Source organism: Pseudomonas putida group bacterium ESBL64 (assembly GCF_045277175.1).
In the GTDB taxonomy this organism is placed as follows: Bacteria; Pseudomonadota; Gammaproteobacteria; order Pseudomonadales; family Pseudomonadaceae; genus Aquipseudomonas; species Aquipseudomonas alloputida.
This window is the reverse complement of sequence record NZ_CP145799.1, coordinates 742830-765019: the sequence shown is the minus strand read 5'-3', so window position 1 is coordinate 765019 and position 22190 is coordinate 742830. Positions and strand designations below refer to the sequence as shown.

Here is a 22190-nt window from a genome sequence, read left to right as displayed (position 1 = left end):
GGGGTTCAGCATTATGCCGCACTCAGTGAGAGTACCGGGCCGATCTCACCGCACGCAGGCGCCGCCATCGAAAATGTCTGTGGAAGACATGTTCATGTCGCGCTGAGACTGCGGCGTCTCGTCGCACACCCAGGCCCCTTGGGCAAAAGCGTCCAAGCCCGTAGAATCCCGCTTCCTTTTCGCCCGTCGCCTTGAACGGTGGCAACCAGTAGCAATGACAGAGTCAGCGCCTGAACACATGAACGCACATGTGAAGTAGGCTCAACCCTCCCCGCCCGGCCCATCTCCCATAACGCCCAGCGGTTGAGTCTTGCCCAGGTCGCATCCGTGTCGCCACTCGCCCCTTGCCGGGTCGAGCCGGTGTGCGCGCCGAGAAGGTGCTCATTCCGCTCATCCAACTAGAGGTACGTATGTCTCCGCGTTTGCTGGCCATGGCGCTGGCGCCCCTGCTCGGGCTGTTCATCATTGCCCTGGGCAACGGCTTCATGTCTTCCCTGACCACCCTGCGCCTGGGCGCCGCCGGTGAGTCTGCAACCACCATTGGTATCGTCTCGTCGACTTACTTCATCGGCCTGACCCTCGGCGCCATCTTCAACGACCGGCTGATCCTGCGCATCGGCCACATCCGCGCCTACACCAGCTTCGCCTCGCTGATCGCCGTGACCATCCTGCTGCAAGGGTTGTTCTACGAGGTCACCTGGTGGTCGGTGCTACGCCTGATCAACGGCTGGGCTGCAGTGGGCGTGTTCCTGGTGATCGAAAGCTGGCTGTTGCTGGCTGGCGACGCGAAAATCCGCGGCCGCCTGCTGGCGCTGTACATGATCGCCTTCTACGGCGCCGGGGTGATCGCCCAGGCCGGCCTTGGCGAAATCACCCAGCTAGGCGATACCGCCCCGTTCATGCTGGCCGGCGTGCTGGCCGCCCTGTCGGTGCTGCCGATCGTGATCCTGCCGCGGGTGTCTCCGCTGCTGGACCAGGTCGAACCCCTCAAACCCCGCCAGTTGCTGGGCGTGGCACCGTCGGGCCTGGTCGGCTGCTTCGGCTCGGGTGTAGCGATTGCCGGCATCTATGCGCTGCTGCCACTGTACCTTCAGCGCATCGGCCTGGAGGTGGGTGAGGTTGGCAACATGATGGCCTGGGTGATTCTTGGCGCGATGCTGCTGCAATACCCGGTCGGGCGCTGGTCCGACCGCAAGGACCGCCTCGATGTGCTGCTCGCGCTGGCCGCGTTGTGCGTTGTCCTGTCGCTTGTAACGGTGTTCCTGCCATCGGACTCGTTCCTGCTGCCGGCCATGCTGTTCCTGCTGGGTGGTGGCGTGTTCACCCTGTACCCGGTGGCGGTCAGCCATGCGGCCGACCGCGCGCCGTCCGATGCGCTGGTGCCGATGATCCAGGGCCTGCTGCTGATCAACTCGCTGGGCTCGGCCATGGCACCGGTGGCCATTTCGCCGATGATGACCGAGTTTGGCGAGGCTGGGCTGTTCTGGGCGTTTGCCGTGGTCAATCTGGCCATGGTGTGCTTCTTCATGTGGCGCCGCGGCAAGCGCCCGGCGGCAGAGCACCCTGCGCCGTTCACCGCTTCGACCACCTTCTCGCCAACCGGTGCCGAGTTGCGGGTGACCGAAGACCTGATGCATGCGGCGCAGGAGCATCCGCCGCTGGAGCCGGTCGAAACCCCGGCACCCGCTCAGCGCTCGGAATCTTGTTGATTGCCACTCGTCGCCCAGAAGGCACCTCGCCAGCAGCTGCCAGCCAAACGAATGACAGGTCTTGCACAAAGGAGAAGTCCCATGATCCGCATTCGCCCGCTGTCCCTGTGCCTGGCGCTGGCCCTGACCAGCCTGACCGGCGCTGCCTTCGCCGCCACCGACACCCATACCGACAGCCATCCGCAAACTGACCAATCCGGCGGCAAGACCGCCGGGGAAGGCAGCAGCGTCAACAGCCCCGGTAGCAGCAAAGGTAACGACAGCAGTGACACCGGCAGCAACGCCGATGCCGCCGACGGTGCCTCTGGCGGCTCCAACAGCACCGGCGAAGCCACCGGCTCTGGTGCCGGAGCCAGCGGAGGCACTGCCGAGGACCAGGACAGCCGCTGAGGCTGACCTGGACTAGACTAAGCCCTTGACGCCCTGCCAAGGATTGACCATGCACCTCAGACACTGGCTGTTCGCTGCGTTGCTGCCCTGCACAGCGTTGGCCGCCGCGGGCGGCCAAGGCGCGATGTCGGTCAGTTCCTCGTCTTTCACCGATGGCGGCGTCATTGCCCTGCAACAGGTCGGCCAGGACCCGGCATGTGGGGCCGGTGAAGAGCGAACCCCGCAACTGAGCTGGGACAACCTGCCCGCAGGTACGCGATCACTGGCCCTGATCATGTTCGACCCGGACGGTGGCAAGGGCGTGGGTGTGGTGCACTGGGTGGCCTACAACATCGATCCCGAACAGGATGGGCTCAAGGAAGGCATGGCGGGGTTGAGCGGGCCCTACGTGACAGTGGGCCGCAACTCCCGTGGCACCCAGAGCTACCGCGGCCCCTGTCCACCCGCCGGCGACAACCCCCATCATTACGCCCTGACCCTGATTGCCACCGACCTGCCCTTGGGTACCTTGCCCGAGGGGCTGGACCGCAGCGGCCTGCTGCAACTGCTGCAAGGCCACGCCCTGGGGGCGCAGAGTCTGGTCGGGCGCTACGGCCATTGAACCAGTCAGTACAAAAATAAATGATCGGCCCTATAGCATTTATCCATTGAATGGCCCGCACGAACTGAAGTAAGCTCGGGCTCATTCACTGGAGAGCAACATGCCGAAACACACCCGCAACCCCGCCAACCACACCGGTCGCAGCCTGCGCCCTGTGCTGGCCGTTGCCGGCTGCGTGGCACCTGCCAGCTATTACTTTGGGTATTGGTTTAGCCACTAGGCGCCGATACCCACCCGGCGCCCACCTTCGAGGGGCCGCCGAACATGAGAATACTCAAACCCCCGGTCGGCTTCCCGACCGGGGGTTTTGTTTTTCAGGCCTTTGACCAACACCGATTCACTTTGAGGACAGATTCATGAACTACGCCACTTATTACTACGCAAACACCTGCGCCTGGCGATTTAGCCAATCCCGTTCGGGCCAGCCTGCCGCCTCCGATCGGTCTTCTACAGGTGGCAATGCAGCAGCCAATACGAATTCAACGATCTGTCGAACACCTCGATAGGGCCGACCATGCGGGCTTGAACCCGCTGTCCGCCCAGGGAAAAACGCCATGCACGCTTCCAGCCTCGCCCTGCCCCTGACCCAGCCGCAAGCGGCCAACACCACTGTCAGCAAACGCCTGCCCAGCCCGCACCTGCTCAAGCAACAGATGCCACTGCCCAGCGAACTGGCACAGCAAGTCCAGGCCCATCGCCAGGCCATCCGCAACATCCTCGAAGGCCGCGACCCGCGCCTGCTGGTCATCGTCGGCCCCTGCTCGATTCATGACCCGCGCTCGGCCCTGGAATACGCCGACCGCCTGGCCGCCCTTGGCCGCGAAGTCAACGACAAGCTGCTGCTGGTGATGCGCGCCTACGTCGAAAAACCGCGTACTACAGTAGGCTGGAAAGGCCTGGCCTACGACCCGCACCTCGATGGCAGTGACGACATGCACTCGGGTATCGCCTTGTCTCGCGGGCTGATGCTGAACATGATCGAACGCGGCCTGCCGATTGCTACCGAGTTGCTGCAACCGATGGCTGCCGGCTACTTCGACGACCTGTTGGCCTGGGCCGCGATCGGCGCACGCACCACCGAATCGCAAATCCACCGCGAAATGGTCAGTGGCCTGGAGCTGCCGGTCGGCTTCAAGAACGGTACGGACGGCGGTATCGCCATCGCCAGCGACGCCATGCGCAGCGCGGCCCACCCACACCGCCACTTCGGTATGGATGCACAGGGCCACCCGGCGATCATCGAGACCTTGGGCAACCCTGACACACACCTTGTACTGCGTGGCGGCCACAAAGGCCCGAACCACGATGCCAACAGCATCGCCATGGCCCGTCAGGCGTTGGCCAAGGCCGGTCTGCAGGCACGGATCATGGTCGATTGCAGCCACGCCAACAGCGGCAAGGACCCGGCGCGCCAGCCAGCGGTCTTCAATGATGTGCTGGAACAGCGCCTGGCCGGCGACCGTTCGTTGGTCGGCGTCATGATCGAAGGGCACTTGTTCGATGGCTGCCAGGCGCTGGGCAAGGGCACACTGAAATACGGTGTGTCGATTACCGACGGCTGCCTGGGCTGGGCCTCCACCGAAACCCTGTTGCGTGAGGCGGCACAAAAACTGTAGGCCGAAGGTTGTAAGCCTGGCGAGACATACCCCGGACAAGTGCGCTAGGCTTGCCTTTTTACCCCCAAGGAGCAGTACCCATGGCCCGTGCAACCGCCCGCCACATTCTGGTCAGCAGCGAAGACAAGTGCAACGAACTCAAAGCCCAGATCGAAGCAGGCGCCGACTTCGCTGAAATCGCCAAAGCCAACTCCACCTGCCCGTCCAGCCGTCAGGGCGGTGACCTGGGCTCGTTCGGCCCAGGCCAGATGGTCAAGGAATTCGACACCGTGGTCTTCAGCGCCCCAGTCAACACTGTGCAAGGCCCGGTGAAGACCCAGTTCGGCTACCACCTGCTGGAAGTGACCAGCCGCCAGGACTGATTCACCCCTCCCGGTGATCAGCCCCCCTGTGGGAGCGGGTTTACCCGCGAAGAGGCCAGACCAGACAACCTCGTTGCCTGCTCCGACGCATTCGCGGGTAAACCCGCTCCCACAAGTATTGTGGGGGCTTGTATTTTCGTGCATGGGCTTTACGGTCCAGGCCGCTCCCACCCACGCCCTCACGGTCTACGGCGAAGCCCCCCGCTACGCCGCCAGCTTCCGGCATTTCGACTATGTAAACCCCGACGCCCCCAAGGGCGGCATCTTGCGCCGTTCGGCCATCGAGATCGGCCAGTTCGACCATATCCTCCCCTACATCGACAAAGGCATCGGTGTCAGCGAAGTCGATGGTCTGTTGTACGCGCCACTGGCGGTACGCTCTTACGATGAACCCTATACCGTTTACGGCCTGATCGCCCGGCGCATGGAGCGCGGCCCCAATGATGAGTGGCTGCGTTTCGACATCGACCCACGCGCCACCTTCGCCGATGGCAGGCCGGTGCGCGCCGAAGACGTGCGTTTCACCTTCGAACTGCTGATGAGCAAGGGCAGCCTGAAGTACCGGACCCAGTTCGCCGACGTGGCCGGCGTGACCGTAGAAAGCCTGCACAGCGTGCGATTCGACTTGAAGCCCGAGCACGGCCGCACCTTGGCGCTGGACCTCGCCAGCCTGCCGGTAATGCCCGAGCACGACTGGCAGCAGCGCGATTTTGCCAACGGTGCCGGCTTCGACAAGCCGGTTGGCAGCGGGCCATACCGCATCGGGCGCATCGACAACGGCCGCAGCATCACCTTCGAACGCGACCCGACATGGTGGGCGCGTGACCTGCCGGCCAGCCGTGGCCGCTACAATTTCGACAAGCTGCGCATCGAGTACTTCGGCGACACCGAAGTGGCGCGCCAGGTACTCAAAGGCGGTGGCTACGACTACAACCGTGAGTTCTCCGCCACGGCCTACACCTTGGGCTACAACGGTGCGCAACTGGACGACGGCCGCCTGCAGCGCGCCCACCTGGGCCCGGCCAAACCGCAAGTGGCTCAGGGTTTTGTGTTCAACCTCGACCAGCCGCAGTTCAAGGACCGCCGTGTGCGGCAGGCGCTGGGTATGTTATGGGACTTCGAGTGGAGCAACCGGCAGATGATGCGCAACCTGTACATCCGCCAGCAAAGCGTGTTCTCCAATACGCCGTTGGCCGCTCGCCAGTTGCCGGATGCGGGCGAGTTGAAGCTGCTCGGCTCCTTGCGCGGCCAAGTGCCAGATGAAGTGTTCACCACGGTGTTCACCGCCCCGGTCACCGACGGCTCGGGGATCATCCGTAAACAGCAGTTGCAGGCCCTGGCCCTGCTCGAACAAGCCGGCTGGCACCCCGAAGGCGACCGCCTGGTCAATAGCCAGGGCACGCCGCTGGCGTTCACGTTCCTCAATGGCCAGGCGGGCCTTGAACGCCTGCTGCTGCCGTGGAAGCGCAACCTGGCCCAGATCGGCGTGACCCTGAACATCCGCAATGTCGACTCGGCCCAGTACGTCAACCGGCTGATGGCGCGCGATTACGACATGATCGTCACCGGCTACCCGGTCACCCTGTCGCCCGGTGCCGAGTTGTACAACTACTTTGGTTCGGCGGCCGCTCACGACCCCGGCTCGAACAACCTGATGGTTTTGCAGGACCCGGCCGTAGACCACCTGATCGACGGCCTGGTCCGCGCCGACACCCAGGCCGACATGCTGCGCCACGCCCATGCCCTGGACCGCGTGCTGCAATGGAATTATTACTGGATCCCCAACTACTACCCGCCAGGCAGCTCCACCGCCTGGTGGAACCGCTTCGGCCTGCCCAAGGTCCAGGCCACCTATGACGAGGGCCTGGACACCTGGTGGGAGGTCAGCCCTACCCCGCTGACCAACGCGCAGATGGCCGAACGCCAGAAGGCCTCGCCATGACCGCTTATATCCTGCGCCGTCTGTTGCTGATCATCCCGACGCTGCTGGCAATCCTGCTGGTCAATTTCGCCATCGTCCAGGCCGCGCCGGGTGGCCCGGTGGAACAAGCCGTGGCACGCCTGCAGGGCCTCGGTGGCGGCGCACCCGGCGCGCGAACTGAAGTGGTCCATGGCGAATCCCGGGCCACACGCGGCCTGGACCCCAAACTGATCGAAGAGATCAAGCGCCAGTATGGCTTCGACAAATCCGCCCCCGAGCGGCTTTGGTTGATGCTCGGCCAATATGCCCGGCTGGACTTTGGCAACAGCTTCTTCCGCGGCGCCAAAGTCACCGACCTGATTCTCGACAAGTTGCCGGTCACCCTGTCGCTGGGCTTCTGGGCCACGCTGATCACCTACCTGGTGTCGATTCCGCTGGGCATCCGCAAGGCGATGCGCCACGGCAGCCGCTTCGATGCCTGGAGCAGCGCGTTGATCGTGATCGGTTACGCCCTGCCTTCGTTCCTGTTCGCATTGCTGCTGATCGTACTGTTTGCCGGCGGCACTTCGCTCAACTGGTTCCCGGTGCGCGGCCTGGTCTCGGACAATTTCGACGAGCTCAGCCTGCTGGGCAAGGTCGCCGACTACTTCTGGCACCTGGTGCTGCCGGTCGCGGCCCTGGTGATCGGTGGGTTCGCCACCCTCACGCTGTTGACCAAGAATGCCTTCCTCGACGAGGTTTCCCGCCAATACGTGGTCACTGCCCGGGCCAAGGGCCTTAGCGAACGCCGCGTGCTGTATGGCCACGTGTTGCGCAACGCCATGCTGCTGGTGGTGGCCGGGCTGCCACAGGCGCTGATCACCGTGTTTTTTGCCGGCTCGTTGCTGATCGAGGTGATCTTCTCGCTCGATGGCCTGGGCCGCATGAGCTATGAGGCGGCGGTGTCGCGGGACTACCCGGTGGTGTTCGGCACGCTGTTCATCTTCACCCTGGCGGGCCTGCTGATTCGCCTGCTCGGTGACCTGTCTTACACCCTGCTCGACCCGCGCATCGACTTCGATACGAGGGCGCACTGATGCTATCGCCCCTGTCGCGCCGTCGCCTGCAACGTTTTCGCCGCCACCGCCTGGGCTGGGTGTCGCTGTGGTTGTTTGCCGGCCTTCTGCTGCTGAGCCTTTGCGCCGAACTGGTGGCCAACGACAAGCCACTGCTGCTGGGCTACAAGGGCAATGTGTACGTTCCGGCGCTCAAACGCTATACCGAGCAGCAGTTCGGCGGGCAACTGCCGTTTCAGCCCGACTACCGCAGCGCCTATGTGCGCCAACTGATCGCGGAACAGGGTGGCTGGATGCTGTTCGCACCTATCCCGTTCAGTGCCGACACACCTAATTACGACCTGCAGGTGCCCACCCCCAGCCCGCCCAGCGCCAGCAACTGGCTAGGCACCGACGACCAAGGCCGTGACGTGCTGGCGCGGGTGCTTTATGGCACGCGGGTATCGCTGCTGTTCGCCTTCGCCCTGACCGTGGTCAGTGTGCTCATTGGCGTGGCGGCGGGCGCCCTGCAAGGCTACCACGGGGGCTGGGTCGACCTGCTCGGCCAGCGCTTGCTGGAGGTATGGTCGGGGTTGCCAGTGTTGTATCTGTTGATCATCCTCAGCGGTTTCGTCGAACCGGATTTCTGGTGGCTGCTGGGGATCATGGCGCTGTTCTCCTGGCTGACCCTGGTCGACGTCGTGCGCGCCGAGTTCCTGCGTGGGCGCAACCTTGAGTATGTAAAGGCTGCGCGGGCGTTGGGGTTACCGGACAGTCAGGTAATGGTGCGGCACATCTTGCCCAATGCCATGACTGCCACGCTGACCTATGTGCCGTTCATGCTGACCGGGGCGATCACCACACTGACCGCGCTGGACTTTCTGGGCTTTGGCATGCCAGCGGGCAGCGCCTCGCTGGGCGAGCTGGTGACCCAGGGCAAGCAGCACCTGGAGGCGCCGTGGTTGGGCTTTACCGCGTTCTTTGCGCTGGCGGTGATCCTGTCACTGCTGGTGTTTATCGGGGATGCCTTGCGTGAGGCGTTTGACCCCCGACGATGAGTTTTCAGGCCAGGCCTTTTCGCGGGCTTGTGCCAATACATGATTCAGGATGTTCACCCATGCACGACAGCAACAGCCTCAAGGACTACCCCCAGGTACGGCAACTGGCGATCCGCTCGCTGTTCGAGATCATCGAACAGTCCAGCGAAGGCACGGTGATCGTCGACCGCCAGGCGCGCATCGTCTGGATGAACGAACGCTACGCTCGGCGCTTTGGCCTGGCCGACGCTGCCAGTGCCATCGGCCAGCCGTGCGAAACGGTGATCCCCGGCAGCCTGATGCGCGACGTGGTGAGCAATGGCCGCCCCATCCTGCTGGACATGCTCGACACGCCGAACGAGCCGTTGGTGGTCATGCGCCTGCCCATCCACGATGACCAGGGCGCGCTGATCGGCGCCATTGGCTTTGCCCTGTTCGACGAACTGCGCAGCCTGTCGCCGCTGCTCAAGCGCTACGCCAGCATGCAGCAGGAACTGGCCTCGACCCGCTCGCAACTGCGCGCCCGCCAGGCCAAATACAGCTTCGCCCAGTTCGTAGGCAGCAGCGCGCCCAGCCTGGAAGCCAAGCGACGCGCCCGGCGTGGCGCCGGCAGTGATTCGCCCGTGTTGCTGCTGGGCGAAACCGGCACCGGCAAGGAGCTGCTGGCCCACGCCATTCACGCAGCGTCAGCACGGGCACACAAAGCCTTTGTCAGCATCAACAGCGCCGCCATCCCCGAGACGTTGCTGGAAGCCGAATTCTTCGGCACCGCGCCGGGTGCCTTTACCGGCGCTGACCGCAAAGGCCGCAGCGGCAAGCTGCAACTGGCCGAAGGCGGCACGCTGTTCCTCGACGAGATCGGCGACATGCCGCTGGCCCTGCAGAGCAAACTGCTGCGGGTGCTGCAGGAAAAGGAATACGAACCGGTCGGGTCGAACCAGATGCTGCGCAGCGATGTGCGCATCATTGCCGCCACCTCCATCGACCTGCAGGCAGCCATGGCCCGCGGGGCCTTCCGCGCCGACCTGTATTACCGGCTGAACGTGCTGCCGATCGATGTTCCGCCGTTGCGGCAACGGCTGGAGGACCTGCCCGCGCTGTGCGAGGCCATATTGGCTGAGCTGGGCAGCCAGTACGAGCTGGAAGCTGAAGCGCAGCAACTGCTGGCCAGGCATGCGTGGCCGGGGAACATTCGCGAGCTGCGCAATGTGCTGGAGCGCGCGACCCTGCTGGCGGATCAGCCCCGGTTGGGGGTTGCGGACCTGCGTGCGGCATTGGGGCCATTGAGCCCGCTGGCTGAAGCGCCCGTGCGGCAGAGCTACCGTGACGCGTGCGAGGCCTTTGAACGCGACCTGATTGCCGGGGCGCTGGCCGAACAGGGAGGAAAAGTGCCAGAGGCAGCGGCAGCCTTAGGGCTGGGGCGGTCGACGCTGTACAAGAAGATGGTGGCACTTGGTCTCTGATTTGAGACTTTTGTTTCTTATTTGAGATTACCGCCAGAGCTCCGCCCTTTAACACAGGCAAGCCAGCGATGGGCTGTAAGGCAGCCCATGGCGTCTCTGAAGGTAGACACAGACTTCTAACAAAACCCTTTAACCCTTACAAATCAGCCAGTTACATAGTTGGCACGATTCCCGCTATCTCCTGCTCAACGATAAAAACAAGACTCACCCAGGAGACCCACCCCGATGACCGTGCTCATCGCACTCGCTGCTTTGGCCTTGCTGATGCTGGCCGCCTACCGCGGTTACAGCGTAATCCTCTTCGCCCCCATCGCCGCCCTCGGCGCTGTGCTGCTCACCGACCCGGCTGCCGTCGCCCCTGCGTTCACGGGGGTGTTCATGGAGAAAATGGTCGGTTTCATCAAACTGTACTTCCCGGTATTCCTGCTGGGCGCGGTGTTCGGCAAGCTGATCGAGCTGTCCGGCTTCTCCCGCTCGATCGTCGCCGCGGCCATCCGCCTGCTCGGCACCCGCCAGGCGATGCTGGTCATCGTACTGGTCTGTGCCCTGCTCACTTACGGCGGTGTTTCGCTGTTCGTGGTGGTGTTCGCGGTGTACCCGTTCGCCGCCGAAATGTTCCGTCAGAGCAATATCCCCAAACGCCTGATCCCGGCCACCATCGCCCTGGGCGCATTCTCGTTCACCATGGACGCCCTGCCCGGCACCCCACAGATCCAGAACATCATCCCCAGCACCTTCTTCAACACCACCGCCTGGGCCGCACCGTGGCTGGGCCTGATCGGCACGCTGTTCGTGTTCTTTACCGGCATGGCCTACCTGCAGCGCCAGCGCAACAAGGCCCTGCGCGCCGGTGAAGGTTATGGCACCGACTTGCGCAACGAACCGGAAACCGCTGCCGACCTGAGCCTGCCCAACCCCTGGCTGGCGCTGTCGCCGCTGATACTGGTGGGGGTGATGAACCTGGTGTTCACCCACTGGATACCACAATGGTACGGCCCCAGTCACAGCCTGCAATTGCCAGGCATGAGCGCACCGGTACAAAGCGACGTGGCCAAGCTGACGGCCATCTGGGCTGTGCAGGCCGCGTTGTTGGTGGGCATCCTGATGGTCCTGGTGTGCGCCTTTGGCGCCATTCGTACACGCCTGGCCGAAGGCACCAAAAGCGCGGTGGGTGGTGCCTTGCTGGCAGCCATGAACACCGCTTCGGAATACGGCTTTGGCGCGGTTATCGCCTCGCTGCCGGGCTTTCTGGTGCTGGCCGATGCCCTGCGCGGCATCCCCAACCCCTTGGTGAACGAAGCCATCACCGTGACCTTGCTGGCCGGCATCACCGGCTCCGCTTCGGGCGGCATGAGCATCGCCCTGGCGGCCATGGGCGACACCTTCATCGCCGCCGCCCACGCGGCCGATATCCCGCTGGAAGTGCTACACCGGGTAGCCGCCATGGCCAGCGGCGGCATGGACACCCTGCCGCACAACGGCGCGGTGATCACCTTGCTGGCGGTGACCGGCCTCACCCACCGCGAGGCCTACAAGGACATTTTTGGTATTACCCTGATCAAGACCCTGGCGGTGTTCGTGGTCATCGCCACGTTCTACGCCACTGGCATCGTCTAAGGAGCATGGCATGACCCTTGAAGGCAAAACTGCACTCGTCACCGGTTCCACCAGCGGCATTGGCCTGGGCATCGCCCAGGTATTGGCCCGGGCTGGCGCCAACATCGTGCTCAACGGCTTTGGCGACCCGGGCCCCGCCATGGCGGAAATGGCCCGGCACGGGGTGAAGGTTGTGCATCACCCGGCCGACCTGTCGGAGGTGATCCAGATCGAGGCCTTGTTCAACCTGGCCGAACGTGAATTCGGCGGCGTCGACATCCTGGTCAACAACGCCGGTATCCAGCATGTGGCACCGGTTGAGCAGTTCCCGCCAGAAAGCTGGGACAAGATCATCGCCCTGAACCTGTCGGCCGTATTCCATGGCACGCGCCTGGCGCTGCCGGGCATGCGCACGCGCAACTGGGGGCGCATCATCAATATCGCTTCGGTGCATGGCCTGGTCGGCTCGATGGGCAAGGCAGCCTACGTGGCAGCCAAGCATGGTGTAATCGGCCTGACCAAGGTGGTCGGCCTGGAAACCGCCACCAGTCATGTCACCTGCAATGCCATATGCCCGGGCTGGGTGCTGACACCGCTGGTGCAAAAGCAGATCGACGATCGTGCGGCCCAGGGTGGCGATCGGCTGCAAGCGCAGCACGATCTGCTGGCAGAAAAGCAACCATCGCTGGCCTTCGTCACCCCCGAACACCTCGGTGAGCTGGTACTCTTCCTGTGCAGCGAGGCCGGTAGCCAGGTTCGCGGCGCCGCCTGGAACGTCGACGGTGGCTGGTTGGCCCAGTGACGGGCGGCCTGGGCCTGGCAACGGTCCCGCATTCGTTTATCAGCAAGGAGGCCTTATGCGCCCTACCCCAATGACCGCGATTCTGGCCCTGAGCCTGGCCGCCGCCGCACCTGCGATGGCCGCCAGCCTGAAGGACATCGCGCCCTACCCCGAGGCGGAAAAAGGCTTCACCCGGCAGGTTATCCACCTACCGGCCCAGGCCGACGAGTCGGCCTATAAACTGGAAATCCTGGCTGGCAAGACGCTGCAGGTCGACTGCAATAGTCAGCGCCTGGGCGGCAACCTGGAAGCACGCACCCTGGAAGGCTGGGGCTACAATTACTACCGCCTGGACAACGTCAGCGGCCCGGCCAGCACGCTGATGGCCTGCCCGGACAGCAAGAAGACCGAGGCCTTCGTGCCGGTGGTCGGCGATGGCTTCCTGCTGCGCTACAACAGCAAGCTGCCGGTGGTGGTGTATGTGCCCAAGGATGTCGAAGTGCGTTACCGCGTGTGGTCGGCATCGCAGGATGTGCAGAAGGCTAAAGTAGAGTAGGCAGGCCCCCTTTCTCTGCAGGGTCAGCCTCTTCGCACCACAAGGCTGATCCTGCCCTGAGCCTGTTTTGTTCCGGTAAAGGAGATTCGGCATGAACGATGTGCTCTGGCGCCCGTCCACAACGCAGATCGAGGCCAGCCGGATGGATGCCTTCCGCCGCCGGGTCAACCTGCGCTACAACTTGCAACTCAACGACTACCAGGCCCTGCACGGCTGGAGCATCGAACAGCGCCCCGCCTTCTGGCAAACCCTGGCCGAGTATTTCCACGTTCATTGGCATACGCCGCCCAGCCAGGTGCTCAGCGAAGGGCCGCAAATGCCCGATGCACAGTGGTTCGCCAATGCCACCCTGAACTTTGCCGAACACCTGCTGCGCCGCCGCGACGACCGCCCGGCCGTGGTCGCCGTGCGCGAAGACGGCCAACGCGAAGTGTTCACCCATGCCGAACTGGCCGCACAGGTGGCCGGGCTGCAAATGGCATTCAAGGCTGCAGGTATCGTCCCGGGCGACCGGGTAGCCGCCATCATGCCCAATACCTGGCAAACACTGGTGGCCATGCTCGCCTGCACCAGCCTTGGCGCGGTCTGGTCTACCTCCTCGCCCGAGTTTGGCGTGCACGGCATCATCGACCGCTTCGGCCAGATCGAACCCAAGCTGCTGATCGTCTGCGCCGGTTACGAGTATGCTGGCAAGGCCATCGACCAGGTGACCAAGGTCAACCAGGTGTGTGCGCAGTTGCCTGGCCTGGAGCAACTGATCGTGGTGCCCCATACCCGCAAAGGCACGCGTGCCGACGAATTCCAGGCAGCCAACGTCAGCCTGTGGGATGACTTCTTCCAGCCCGGCGGCGAGCCCCGTTTCACCCCGCTGCCGTTCGACCACCCGCTGTACATCCTCTATTCCAGTGGCACCACTGGCGTGCCCAAGTGCATTGTCCATCGCGCCGGAGGCGTGCTGTTGCAGCACCTCAAGGAACACGGCCTGCACAACGACCTGAAGGCCGATGACGTGCTGTTCTACTACACCACCTGCGGCTGGATGATGTGGAACTGGCTGGCCAGCGGCCTGGCGGTGGGTGCCACGCTGGTGCTGTACGACGGCTCGCCGTTCCACCCAGGCCCCGAGCGGCTTCTGGACCTGATAGACGCCGAGGGCATCCACGCCTTCGGCACCAGCGCCAAGTACCTGGCGGCACTGGAGCAGGCAGGCCTGGAACCTGCCAACAGCCACTGCCTGATCAGCCTGCGGCTGCTGCTGTCCACCGGTTCGCCGCTGTCACCGCACAGCTATGACTATGTGTACGACAAGATCAAGGCCGACCTGTGGCTCGTGTCCATGTCGGGCGGTACGGACATTGTCTCCTGCTTCGTGCTGGGCAACCCGACCCTGCCTGTGCGTCGCGGCGAAATCCAGTGCAAGGGCCTGGGTATGGCGGTGGAGGTGTGGAACGAGCAGGGTCAGCCCGTGGTGGACGAAAAAGGCGAGCTGGTGTGCACGCGCAACTTCCCCTCGATGCCACTCGGTTTCTGGAGCGACCCGGACGGTCGCCGTTACCACGATGCTTACTTCAGCCAGTTTCCGGGGGTGTGGGCCCAAGGCGACTACGCCGAGCAGCGTGCCAGCGGGGGCATGGTGATCCACGGTCGCTCCGACGCCGTGCTCAACCCGGGCGGCGTGCGCATTGGCACGGCGGAGATCTACCGCCAGGTGGAAAAAGTCGAACAGGTCGTGGAAAGCGTGGCCATCGGCCAGGACTGGAACGGGGATGTGCGGGTGGTGCTGTTCGTGCGCCTGCACGACGGCCTGCAGCTGGATGAAGCCTTGCGCCAGCACATCCGTCAGGTGATACGCCAGTACACCACGCCCCGCCATGTGCCGGCGGTGATCGCCCAGGTCAGCGACATACCGCGCACCATCAGTGGCAAGCTGGTGGAACTGGCGATTCGCGATGTGGTGCATGGGCGGCCGGTGAAGAACACCGATGCCCTGGCCAACCCGGAGGCGCTGGAGCAGTTTCGCGATCGTGCTGAGCTGAAGAGCTGACATTCATCGCGGCCATTTGGGCGCGATCGCTTCAACGGGATTCAATCAGGCATAATGCCGCCTTTTTCCCCGATGCACAGGTAGCCCATGAAAGCCCAAGCCCGCCACATACTGGTCAAGACCGCTGACGAAGCCGAAAAGCTCAGGCAGCGCATCGCCAACGGCGAGGCTTTCGACGTGCTCGCGAAAAAGTTCTCTCTTTGCCCATCGGGCAAGCGTGGTGGTGACCTGGGCGAAATTCGCCCGGGGCAGATGGTCGGCGCCATCGATCAGGTGATCTTCAAGAAGCCTCTGCGTGTGGTACACGGGCCGATCAAGAGCAAATTCGGCTACCACCTGGTGCAAACGTTCTACCGCGACTAACGCGCTAGCCCTTTGCCACCTGACATTTTTGCCAGTTGTGGTCGTGACGCACTCCTCTATACAACCCCGGTAACCCTGTGCACCACGCGTGGTGCGCAGGTTTCCCTGGTGAATGGAGGTTTTCCTGATGCGTCTACGCCTGATGCTGACCCTGGGTTCGCTCCCGCTGCTGGGCATGGTCACGCCCGCCCAAGCAAATTGCACCTTCGCACCCGGCCCGGGTAACGACACCTACACCTGTGACAGCGGCACCGCACCCGCGTTGGTGGACAGCAGCGGCGATAACCGCCTGGTATTCCCGGCATCCGGTAGCGGCGCCATCACCGGCGACGTAACCTTTGGCGCCGGCAGAGACAGCATCGACATGGCCTCTGGCAGCGTCGGCGGAAACGTCAACCAAGGCGCTGGCATCGATGACTTCGTCATGAGCGGCGGCGTCATCGAAGGCAACCTCAACCAGGGTGATGGCCTGGACACCTTTCACATGAGCGGCGGCTGGATCAAGGGCACGTTCGACAGCGGCGACTATGCCGAAATGGACGACGGGCGTATCGGCAACGTCAACATGCGGCTGGACGAGAACACCTTCATCATGCGTGGCGGCAGCGTCGACCGGAACGTCATCGCGGCCTTCGACAAGGACTACATCGAAGTCTTCGAGGGCAACATCGGCGGCAACATCAGCGTCAGCGGTGGCGACGACCAGGTGCTGGTGCACGGTGGCCAGGTTGGCGGCGATGTGTTGCTGAGCTCTGGCAACGACCGCTTCACCTGGGACGGAGGCCGTATTGTCGGGCGCGTGGATGCCGGCCCAGGTGATGACACGGCACTGCTCAAAGGCCTTACGCCCGAGGTACTGAGTATCACGTTGGACGGCGGCGAAGGTGACGACAGCCTGACGTTCGATGCCAGCCAGCCGGCAGGCGGTGCCCACTATGTGAACTGGGAACGCGTGGCGCTGAACAACGGCAGCCGGCTGGCACTGGATGACACGCTGGTACTGGGCGACAGTGACAGCAGCACGGGCAGCCTCACCCTCGACGCCAGCAGCAGCATCACTTCACGCCAAGGGGTGATCACTGCGTTTGCCCCTGGCCAGCGCGCCGCAATCAGCAACGCAGGCACACTTGACCTCACCGCCGGCAATGATGCCATGGGCCGCTTGAGCATCGAGGGCGATTACACCGGCAACAACGGCACCCTGCGCCTGAACAGCGTGCTGGCCGGCGATGGCGCTGCTTCCGATCGCCTGGTGATCAGCCGCGGCGCCATCGCCGGCTCTACCCAGGTGCTCATCAACAACCTCAACGGCGCAGGCGCGGCGACGGCGCAGAACGGCATCCAGGTGGTCGAAGCCCGTGACGGCGCCACCAGCACGGCCACCGCCTTTGTACAGACCCAAAGGCTGTCGGCCGGTGCCTACGACTATCGGCTGTTCAAAGGGGGCGTCACTGCCGGCAGTGAAAACAGCTGGTACCTGCGCTCGACGCTGGTTACGCCACCCGCTCCAGCCCCTGTGCCGGCACCGGGCGAGCCGCCAGTGATCGCCCCGGCCGTCACCCCGCCCGTCGCTGCGCCTGCGCCCGGCCAGGCCGAGCTGCCGGCGCCGGTGCAGGGCCAAAGCCTGCCGCTGTACCGCCCCGAGGTCCCGGTGTATGCCGCCGCGCCGCGGGGTGCCGCGATCATCGCCCGTCAGGCATTGGGCACCTTCCACCAACGCCAGGGCGACCAGCTGTTACTGCAGGGTGAAAGCGCCCTGCCCGCCAGCTGGGGGCAAGCCTACGGCGGCACGCTGCGCCAGCAATGGAGCGGCACGGTCAGCCCGAGCCTGGATGGCGACCTGTACGGTTTCAAGGTGGGCCAGGACCTGTATGCCAAGGTTGGCGAGAACGGTTACCGCCAGCATGTCGGTATCTACGTAAGCCATAGCCGCCTGGACGCCGACGTCAAAGGGTTTGCCCTGGCCGTTCACGACCGCAGCGTGGGCGACCTGAAACTCGATGGCGACAGCGTGGGCACCTACTGGACGCTGGTCGGGCCACAGGGCGCGTACCTGGACGCGGTGTTGCAATACACCCGCCTGGATGGCCGCGCCCGCTCCGAGCGTGGCGACACGCTGAACCTCGACGGCCACGCCTGGACAGCTTCACTGGAATCGGGCTACCCCATCACCCTGTCCGAGCACTGGCGCGTGGAACCGCAAGCTCAGCTGATTGCGCAAAAGGTCGCGCTGGACAGCGCCAGCGACGGCGTCTCGCGCATCCGTCATGACGCCCAGGTCGAGCTGACCGGCCGCTTGGGCCTGCGCCTGGAGGGTGCGTTCACGGGGAGCAGCGGGCGCCTGTTGCAGCCCTTTGCGCAGGTCAACCTGTGGCACGGCGACGGTGGGCGCGACACCTTGAGCTTCGATGACGCAGACAAGATCAAGACCGATTACCGCTATACCTCAGTGCAACTGGAAAGCGGTGTGGTCGCGCAGGTCAACGAAGCGCTGAGCCTGCATGGCGGCGTGCAGTACACCGCCAACCTGGACAGCCGCCAGCAGGAAGCAAGCGGCGTTAACCTGGGCGTGCGCTGGCAGTTCTAGCGGCGCGCAGCCAGCAGACCGAGGCCCGCGCAACCCAGCAAGGAAGCGCTGACCCGGTTGAACATCCGGCGTGGGCCGGGCTGGCTGAACCAGCGCTGCATGTAGGCGCCCAGGCCTGAGTAGATGGCAATGGCCGCCCATTCCAGCAGCAGGAACAACACACCCAGCCAAAGGAACTGCTCACTCACCGGGGTGCTGCTACCGACCGAGACGAACTGCGGCAGGAAGGCGGTGAAGATCAGGATGGCCTTGGGGTTACCGGCCGCAACCCAGAACTCCTGGCGCGCCAGGCGCCAAGTGCCGCCTGGGTGATCGCTTGCCACCACGGCCTCGCTCACAGGTGCGCGCCACAGTTGCCAGGCGATGTAGAACAGGTAGGCCGCGCCCACCACCTTGATGGCCAGGAACAGGTATTCGCTGGTATGCAACACCACTGCCAGGCCCATCGCTGCCAGGGCGATCATGCCGCAGAAGGCAAGGATACGGCCGGCGCCGGCCACACAGGCGGTGCGCAGGCCGTAACGGCTGGCGTTGTGCAGTGACAACAGGTTGTTGGGCCCTGGCGCCATGTTCAAGGCAAAGCAGGCAGGGATGAAAAGCAGCAGGCTTGAAAGGTCCATTCTCGTTTTCCTCTGACAACAGCCCTCTATTTCGGCGCGTTCCGGGCCCTGCGGTCAAGTAACAGCCAGCGATAAAAACTGTACGGGTGCGCGGCACCTGTTACCCTGCCGACAATACCGAGGAGCCTGTAATGCCCCGTTCCCACGCCGCCCTGTGGCGCGACCCGGCCCTGGCACATGTCGAAAGCCGGCGCGCCTGCCACAGCCGGGCCTGCTACAAGGCCCACAGCCACCCGACGTTTTCCATCGGTGCGGTGGATGCTGGCCGCAGCCATTTCACCGGGGCTGCCGACGGGCAGCATCACTTGGCGCCCGGCACGCTGGTACTGGTCCCGGCCCACCGCGTACATGCCTGCAACCCGGCCCCCGGCCTGGCGTGGAGCTATCAGATGCTGCATGTGGATGCCGACTGGCTGACGCAGTTACGCCTGGAGTCGGGCTTTGGCGGTATCGAAGCCGGCGAACCGGTGCGTATCTGCAGGGAGGCTGAGGTATATCGGCAGTTCTGCGCGCTGAACAGGTTACTGTTTTCCAGTGCCTGCAACGGCGAGAAAGATGCGGCGCTGATTGCCTTTCTGGGGGACCTGGACGTTGCCGCGCACCCACCGCTGGCAGCGGCCCCCGTCCTGAAAGCCGCCACCTTGAGCGGGTTGCTTGCACGCATCGAACACCAGGACCCTGCGCAATTGAGCCTGGAGGTATTGGCGCGGGAGGCCGGGCTTGGGCGCTATCAACTGATCCGCGCGTTTCGAGCGGCTACCGGGTTTACCCCGCATGCCTACCTGCTCAATGCCCGGGTCAATCGCGGGCGGCAACTGTTGAGTGAAGGGCTGGCCCTGGCGGAAGTGGCCTACCAGCTTGGCTTTGCTGACCAGAGCCATTTCCAGCGGGTGTTCAAGGCCCATGTGGGGGTTACGCCGGGGCAGTACCGCGGAAACTGAAGGCCGCTGCAGGTGCAATATTGTTCAATACGCCAGAACGGGCCCGGCAGCAGACTGCGGTTTTTCCGCAGAGCCGCCCCCAATGCAACAATTCATGATCATCGCCCTGGCCCACTTTCTTGCCCTGCTCTCACCTGGCCCGGACTTTTTCCTGGTCGCTCGCAACGCGATCAACAGCGGCTGGCGCATCGCCAGCGGCGCCTGCCTGGGCATAGCGCTGGCCAATGGCGCGTTCATTGTCATCGCCTTCACCGGGCTTTCGGTACTGCAGCAGGGCAGCCTGCTGTTCACCACCCTGCAACTGGCCGGCGCCAGCTACCTGCTGTACATCGGCGTGCTGTTCCTGCGCCATGCCGGGCAAACCAGCCTGGGCTCAGTCGCCGGCAGCCAGCGGGTGCATGGCTGGTGGCGCAGTTTGGGCATGGGCTTCTTGTCTGGCATCCTCAACCCCAAGAACGCGCTGTTCTATGCCAGCCTGGCCAGCATGGTCGCCAGCGTCAGCCCCGGCTGGAAAACGGCCTACGCCCTATGGATGTTCAGCATCGTCCTGCTCTGGGACTTGCTGGTTGCCGTGGCCATCGGCAACCAGCGGGTACTGCGACGATTCGCCCGCAGCCTGGCGTGGCTGGAGCGGGCCTCGGGGGTCATGCTGGTGATGTTGGCGGGGGCGTTGTTGCTGCATCTGGCTCTGGGCTGACCCGTTGCAAGGTGCGCATGTCGACCAAGGTGAAATGGCCGCTGGCCCAGCCCCCCGTGTCCAGGTGCCACACATTGCCTAGCAGCTTGGCCTCCAGCACCGGGGTGTGGCCGACCAGCAGGGCCCGCAGGCCCTGCACCGGTTGGGTGTCTCCCTCTTTAAGGCGCCGACGCGACCACTGGCACACTTGGCGCACCTCAGGGTCGTCATCCAGCTCCAGCCAGGAGCGTAATACCGCCCAGTCGGCAAACGGGCTGTCGGCATGCAGCAGGCCTACCAGCCCGTCCGCACTCTCCACTTCCATGGCAATCGGCAACTGCTCGAACCGCTCCACGAAACGCAGTTGCTCGCGCCGCGGCAAGTCGAGGAACCAGCCCCCCCCGGCGGCGCGGTACATGCCCAGGTCGAGCCGCCCACCGCGCACGCGGGTGATTGCCAAGGCCTCATGATTGCCCTGGACGGCATGGAACCAAGGCTGGGCCAGCCAGTCCAGCGCTGCCTCGCTGTGCGGCCCACGGTCGACCAGGTCACCCACGCTGAACAGGCGGTCCACCGCCGGATCGAACCCTACCGCATCCAGGCATTGTTGCAGGCGCTGGAAGTGGCCATGGATATCGCCCACGGCCAGATCCCGTCCCCGGATATTGGCGATCATCCGCCGAAACCGTGCCATTACAGTGTTCCTCCGCTGGTAGCACCCTGCCCACCTTGGCGCGGGCCGTGCGCATGGCGCTGTCACTGGACAGCATGGCACAAGGTACCGTGGCTGCGCAGGTCGGGGGGCGTTTTGCTGCGCATCCCAGGCTTCCTGAAAAACCCTTCACTGGAACAGGCGTTGGTGCCGATAGTATGCTCGGCACGTCAATCTTCACCAGGGAATGGTTCTGATGAAACTGTGCGCCGTACAACTGGCGTCGCTCAAGGGCGATTTGCCAGGCAACCTCCAGCGCCATCTGGTTTGCATCGAGCAGGCTGCGGCCCTGGGTGCCGAGCTGGTGGTGTTCCCCGAGCTGTCGCTGACCGGCTATGAGCCGAGTGTGGCGCGCCAGGCCGCCCTGCCCGTCACCTCCGCGCGCCTGGACCCGCTGCAGGCAGCCTGCGACCGGCTGGGCATTACGGTTGCCGTGGGCCTGCCATTGCCGACGCCCGACGGCATACGCATCGGCATGCCCATCTTCTGCCCTGAGGCGCCGCGCCAGGCCTATGCCAAGCAGCGCTTGCATGATGATGAGCTGCCTTACTTCACCCCAGGTGATCAGGCATTGCTGCTGGAGGTGGGTGAACACCGGGTGGCACCGGCGATCTGCTACGAATCGATGTTCCTGGCGCATGCCGCCGTGGCCCGCGAGCGCGGTGCTGACCTGTACCTGGTCAGCGTTGCGAAAACCGCCAAGGGTATCCGCGAGGGATACGCGCACTACCCAGAGGTGGCACGTGAGCTGGGCATACCGGTGTTGATGGCCAACTGTGTGGGGCCGGCCGACACCTTCATCGGTGCTGGCGGTTCTGCAGCATGGGACAGCCAGGGGCACTTGCTGGCCAGCCTGGATGACCACAGTGAAGGGCTGATCGTACTCGACACCCGCAGTGCCAGCGCGATCACCCTGCCCTTGGCCCCGTACCTTGCATGATCTATCTGTTTCTAGCGTTGCTGAGTTACGCCTGCACCTACTGCCTGGTCGGCTTGCTGATTCAGGGTCAACTTGCCGATGTGGCCGAGGGTTTGCGCCATCGGCCCGATGCGCCTACGCCCGGCGAGTACCTGCGTGAGGTCGGGCCCCGCGCACGTCAGGCCCGGCGGCAATACACCCTGATCGCCGGTTCGGTGCTGGCTGTGCTGGCCTGCCTGATCGCCAGCGGGTTCGGTTGACG

At 64.2% G+C, this 22190-nt stretch carries 21 protein-coding genes; 19 read left to right on the top strand and 2 right to left on the bottom strand.

The features are described 5' to 3' along the window. The first annotated feature begins 410 nt into the window (after window positions 1-410). The 15 genes from V6093_RS03450 (at window position 411) to V6093_RS03380 (ending at window position 18060) form a co-directional block, all read left to right on the top strand. The gene (locus V6093_RS03450; RefSeq protein WP_003248327.1) at window positions 411-1709 is read left to right on the top strand and encodes an MFS transporter; all 1299 of its coding nucleotides are present in this window, start codon (window positions 411-413) and stop codon (window positions 1707-1709) included. 81 nt (window positions 1710-1790) lie between these two features. Further along, complete coding sequence (locus tag V6093_RS03445) at window positions 1791-2099, top strand: hypothetical protein (RefSeq protein WP_003248325.1); 309 nt, start codon at window positions 1791-1793, stop codon at window positions 2097-2099. Window positions 2100-2148: 49 nt separating this feature from the next. Then, entirely contained in the window at window positions 2149-2700 is a 552-nt protein-coding gene (locus V6093_RS03440) for a YbhB/YbcL family Raf kinase inhibitor-like protein (protein WP_003248323.1), read from the top strand. A 554-nt stretch (window positions 2701-3254) separates the two neighbouring features. Beyond that, window positions 3255-4316 carry a 3-deoxy-7-phosphoheptulonate synthase gene (locus V6093_RS03435; protein ID WP_003248320.1) on the top strand — a complete coding sequence of 354 codons (1062 nt, stop codon included), beginning with the start codon at window positions 3255-3257 and terminating at the stop codon, window positions 4314-4316. A gap of 80 nt (window positions 4317-4396) precedes the next feature. Next, on the top strand, window positions 4397-4678 hold the full coding sequence (locus V6093_RS03430; protein ID WP_003248318.1) for a peptidylprolyl isomerase: 282 nt from the start codon (window positions 4397-4399) through the stop codon (window positions 4676-4678). Between the two features lie 142 nt (window positions 4679-4820). After that, on the top strand, window positions 4821-6620 hold the full coding sequence (locus tag V6093_RS03425; protein ID WP_108078568.1) for an extracellular solute-binding protein: 1800 nt from the start codon (window positions 4821-4823) through the stop codon (window positions 6618-6620). Beyond that, window positions 6617-7675, top strand: a complete 1059-nt coding sequence (locus tag V6093_RS03420) for a microcin C ABC transporter permease YejB (protein ID WP_014860337.1) — start codon at window positions 6617-6619, stop codon at window positions 7673-7675. The genes V6093_RS03425 and V6093_RS03420 overlap by 4 nt, the downstream gene beginning before the upstream one ends. Beyond that, a complete protein-coding gene (locus tag V6093_RS03415; protein ID WP_047604876.1) occupies window positions 7675-8691 on the top strand; it encodes an ABC transporter permease in 1017 nt (338 codons plus the stop codon). Before V6093_RS03420 ends, V6093_RS03415 begins: the two co-directional genes overlap by 1 nt. 59 nt (window positions 8692-8750) lie before the next feature. Continuing rightward, window positions 8751-10133 carry a sigma-54-dependent Fis family transcriptional regulator gene (locus V6093_RS03410; RefSeq protein WP_108078569.1) on the top strand — a complete coding sequence of 461 codons (1383 nt, stop codon included), beginning with the start codon at window positions 8751-8753 and terminating at the stop codon, window positions 10131-10133. Between the two features lie 225 nt (window positions 10134-10358). Then, entirely contained in the window at window positions 10359-11750 is a 1392-nt protein-coding gene (locus V6093_RS03405; RefSeq protein WP_265978782.1) for a GntP family permease, read from the top strand. Between the two features lie 10 nt (window positions 11751-11760). Then, the gene (hbdH, locus tag V6093_RS03400; protein WP_108078571.1) at window positions 11761-12531 is read left to right on the top strand and encodes a 3-hydroxybutyrate dehydrogenase; all 771 of its coding nucleotides are present in this window, start codon (window positions 11761-11763) and stop codon (window positions 12529-12531) included. Between the two features lie 55 nt (window positions 12532-12586). Beyond that, the gene (eco, locus tag V6093_RS03395) at window positions 12587-13066 is read left to right on the top strand and encodes a serine protease inhibitor ecotin (RefSeq protein ID WP_265978785.1); all 480 of its coding nucleotides are present in this window, start codon (window positions 12587-12589) and stop codon (window positions 13064-13066) included. 91 nt (window positions 13067-13157) lie between these two features. Further along, the gene (locus V6093_RS03390) at window positions 13158-15110 is read left to right on the top strand and encodes an acetoacetate--CoA ligase (RefSeq protein ID WP_406669705.1); all 1953 of its coding nucleotides are present in this window, start codon (window positions 13158-13160) and stop codon (window positions 15108-15110) included. Between the two features lie 87 nt (window positions 15111-15197). Beyond that, on the top strand, window positions 15198-15473 hold the full coding sequence (locus V6093_RS03385) for a peptidylprolyl isomerase (protein WP_014860332.1): 276 nt from the start codon (window positions 15198-15200) through the stop codon (window positions 15471-15473). A 112-nt stretch (window positions 15474-15585) separates the two neighbouring features. Continuing rightward, a complete protein-coding gene (locus V6093_RS03380; protein WP_406669704.1) occupies window positions 15586-18060 on the top strand; it encodes an autotransporter outer membrane beta-barrel domain-containing protein in 2475 nt (824 codons plus the stop codon). Here the strand turns inward: V6093_RS03380 and V6093_RS03375 are convergent. Further along, a complete protein-coding gene (locus tag V6093_RS03375; RefSeq protein WP_003248288.1) occupies window positions 18057-18680 on the bottom strand; it encodes a LysE family translocator in 624 nt (207 codons plus the stop codon). The two genes, V6093_RS03380 and V6093_RS03375, sit on opposite strands and share 4 nt — an antisense overlap. A gap of 131 nt (window positions 18681-18811) precedes the next feature. On the opposite strand from V6093_RS03375, the gene V6093_RS03370 reads away from it, so the two are divergent. Next, window positions 18812-19621, top strand: a complete 810-nt coding sequence (locus tag V6093_RS03370; RefSeq protein ID WP_108078574.1) for an AraC family transcriptional regulator — start codon at window positions 18812-18814, stop codon at window positions 19619-19621. Between the two features lie 82 nt (window positions 19622-19703). Next, the gene (locus V6093_RS03365) at window positions 19704-20318 is read left to right on the top strand and encodes a LysE family translocator (RefSeq protein ID WP_108078575.1); all 615 of its coding nucleotides are present in this window, start codon (window positions 19704-19706) and stop codon (window positions 20316-20318) included. Here V6093_RS03365 and V6093_RS03360 read toward each other — a convergent pair. Beyond that, a complete protein-coding gene (locus V6093_RS03360; protein ID WP_029380652.1) occupies window positions 20266-20991 on the bottom strand; it encodes a serine/threonine protein phosphatase in 726 nt (241 codons plus the stop codon). The genes V6093_RS03365 and V6093_RS03360 overlap by 53 nt on opposite strands. Window positions 20992-21205: 214 nt before the next feature. Here V6093_RS03360 and V6093_RS03355 point away from each other — a divergent pair, with 214 nt between their 5' ends. Further along, window positions 21206-21949 (top strand): carbon-nitrogen hydrolase family protein, encoded by a 744-nt coding sequence (locus V6093_RS03355; protein ID WP_108078576.1) that lies wholly within the window; start codon window positions 21206-21208, stop codon window positions 21947-21949. Continuing rightward, the gene (locus V6093_RS03350; protein ID WP_010953917.1) at window positions 21946-22188 is read left to right on the top strand and encodes a hypothetical protein; all 243 of its coding nucleotides are present in this window, start codon (window positions 21946-21948) and stop codon (window positions 22186-22188) included. The genes V6093_RS03355 and V6093_RS03350 overlap by 4 nt, the downstream gene beginning before the upstream one ends. Window positions 22189-22190 lie beyond the last annotated feature (2 nt).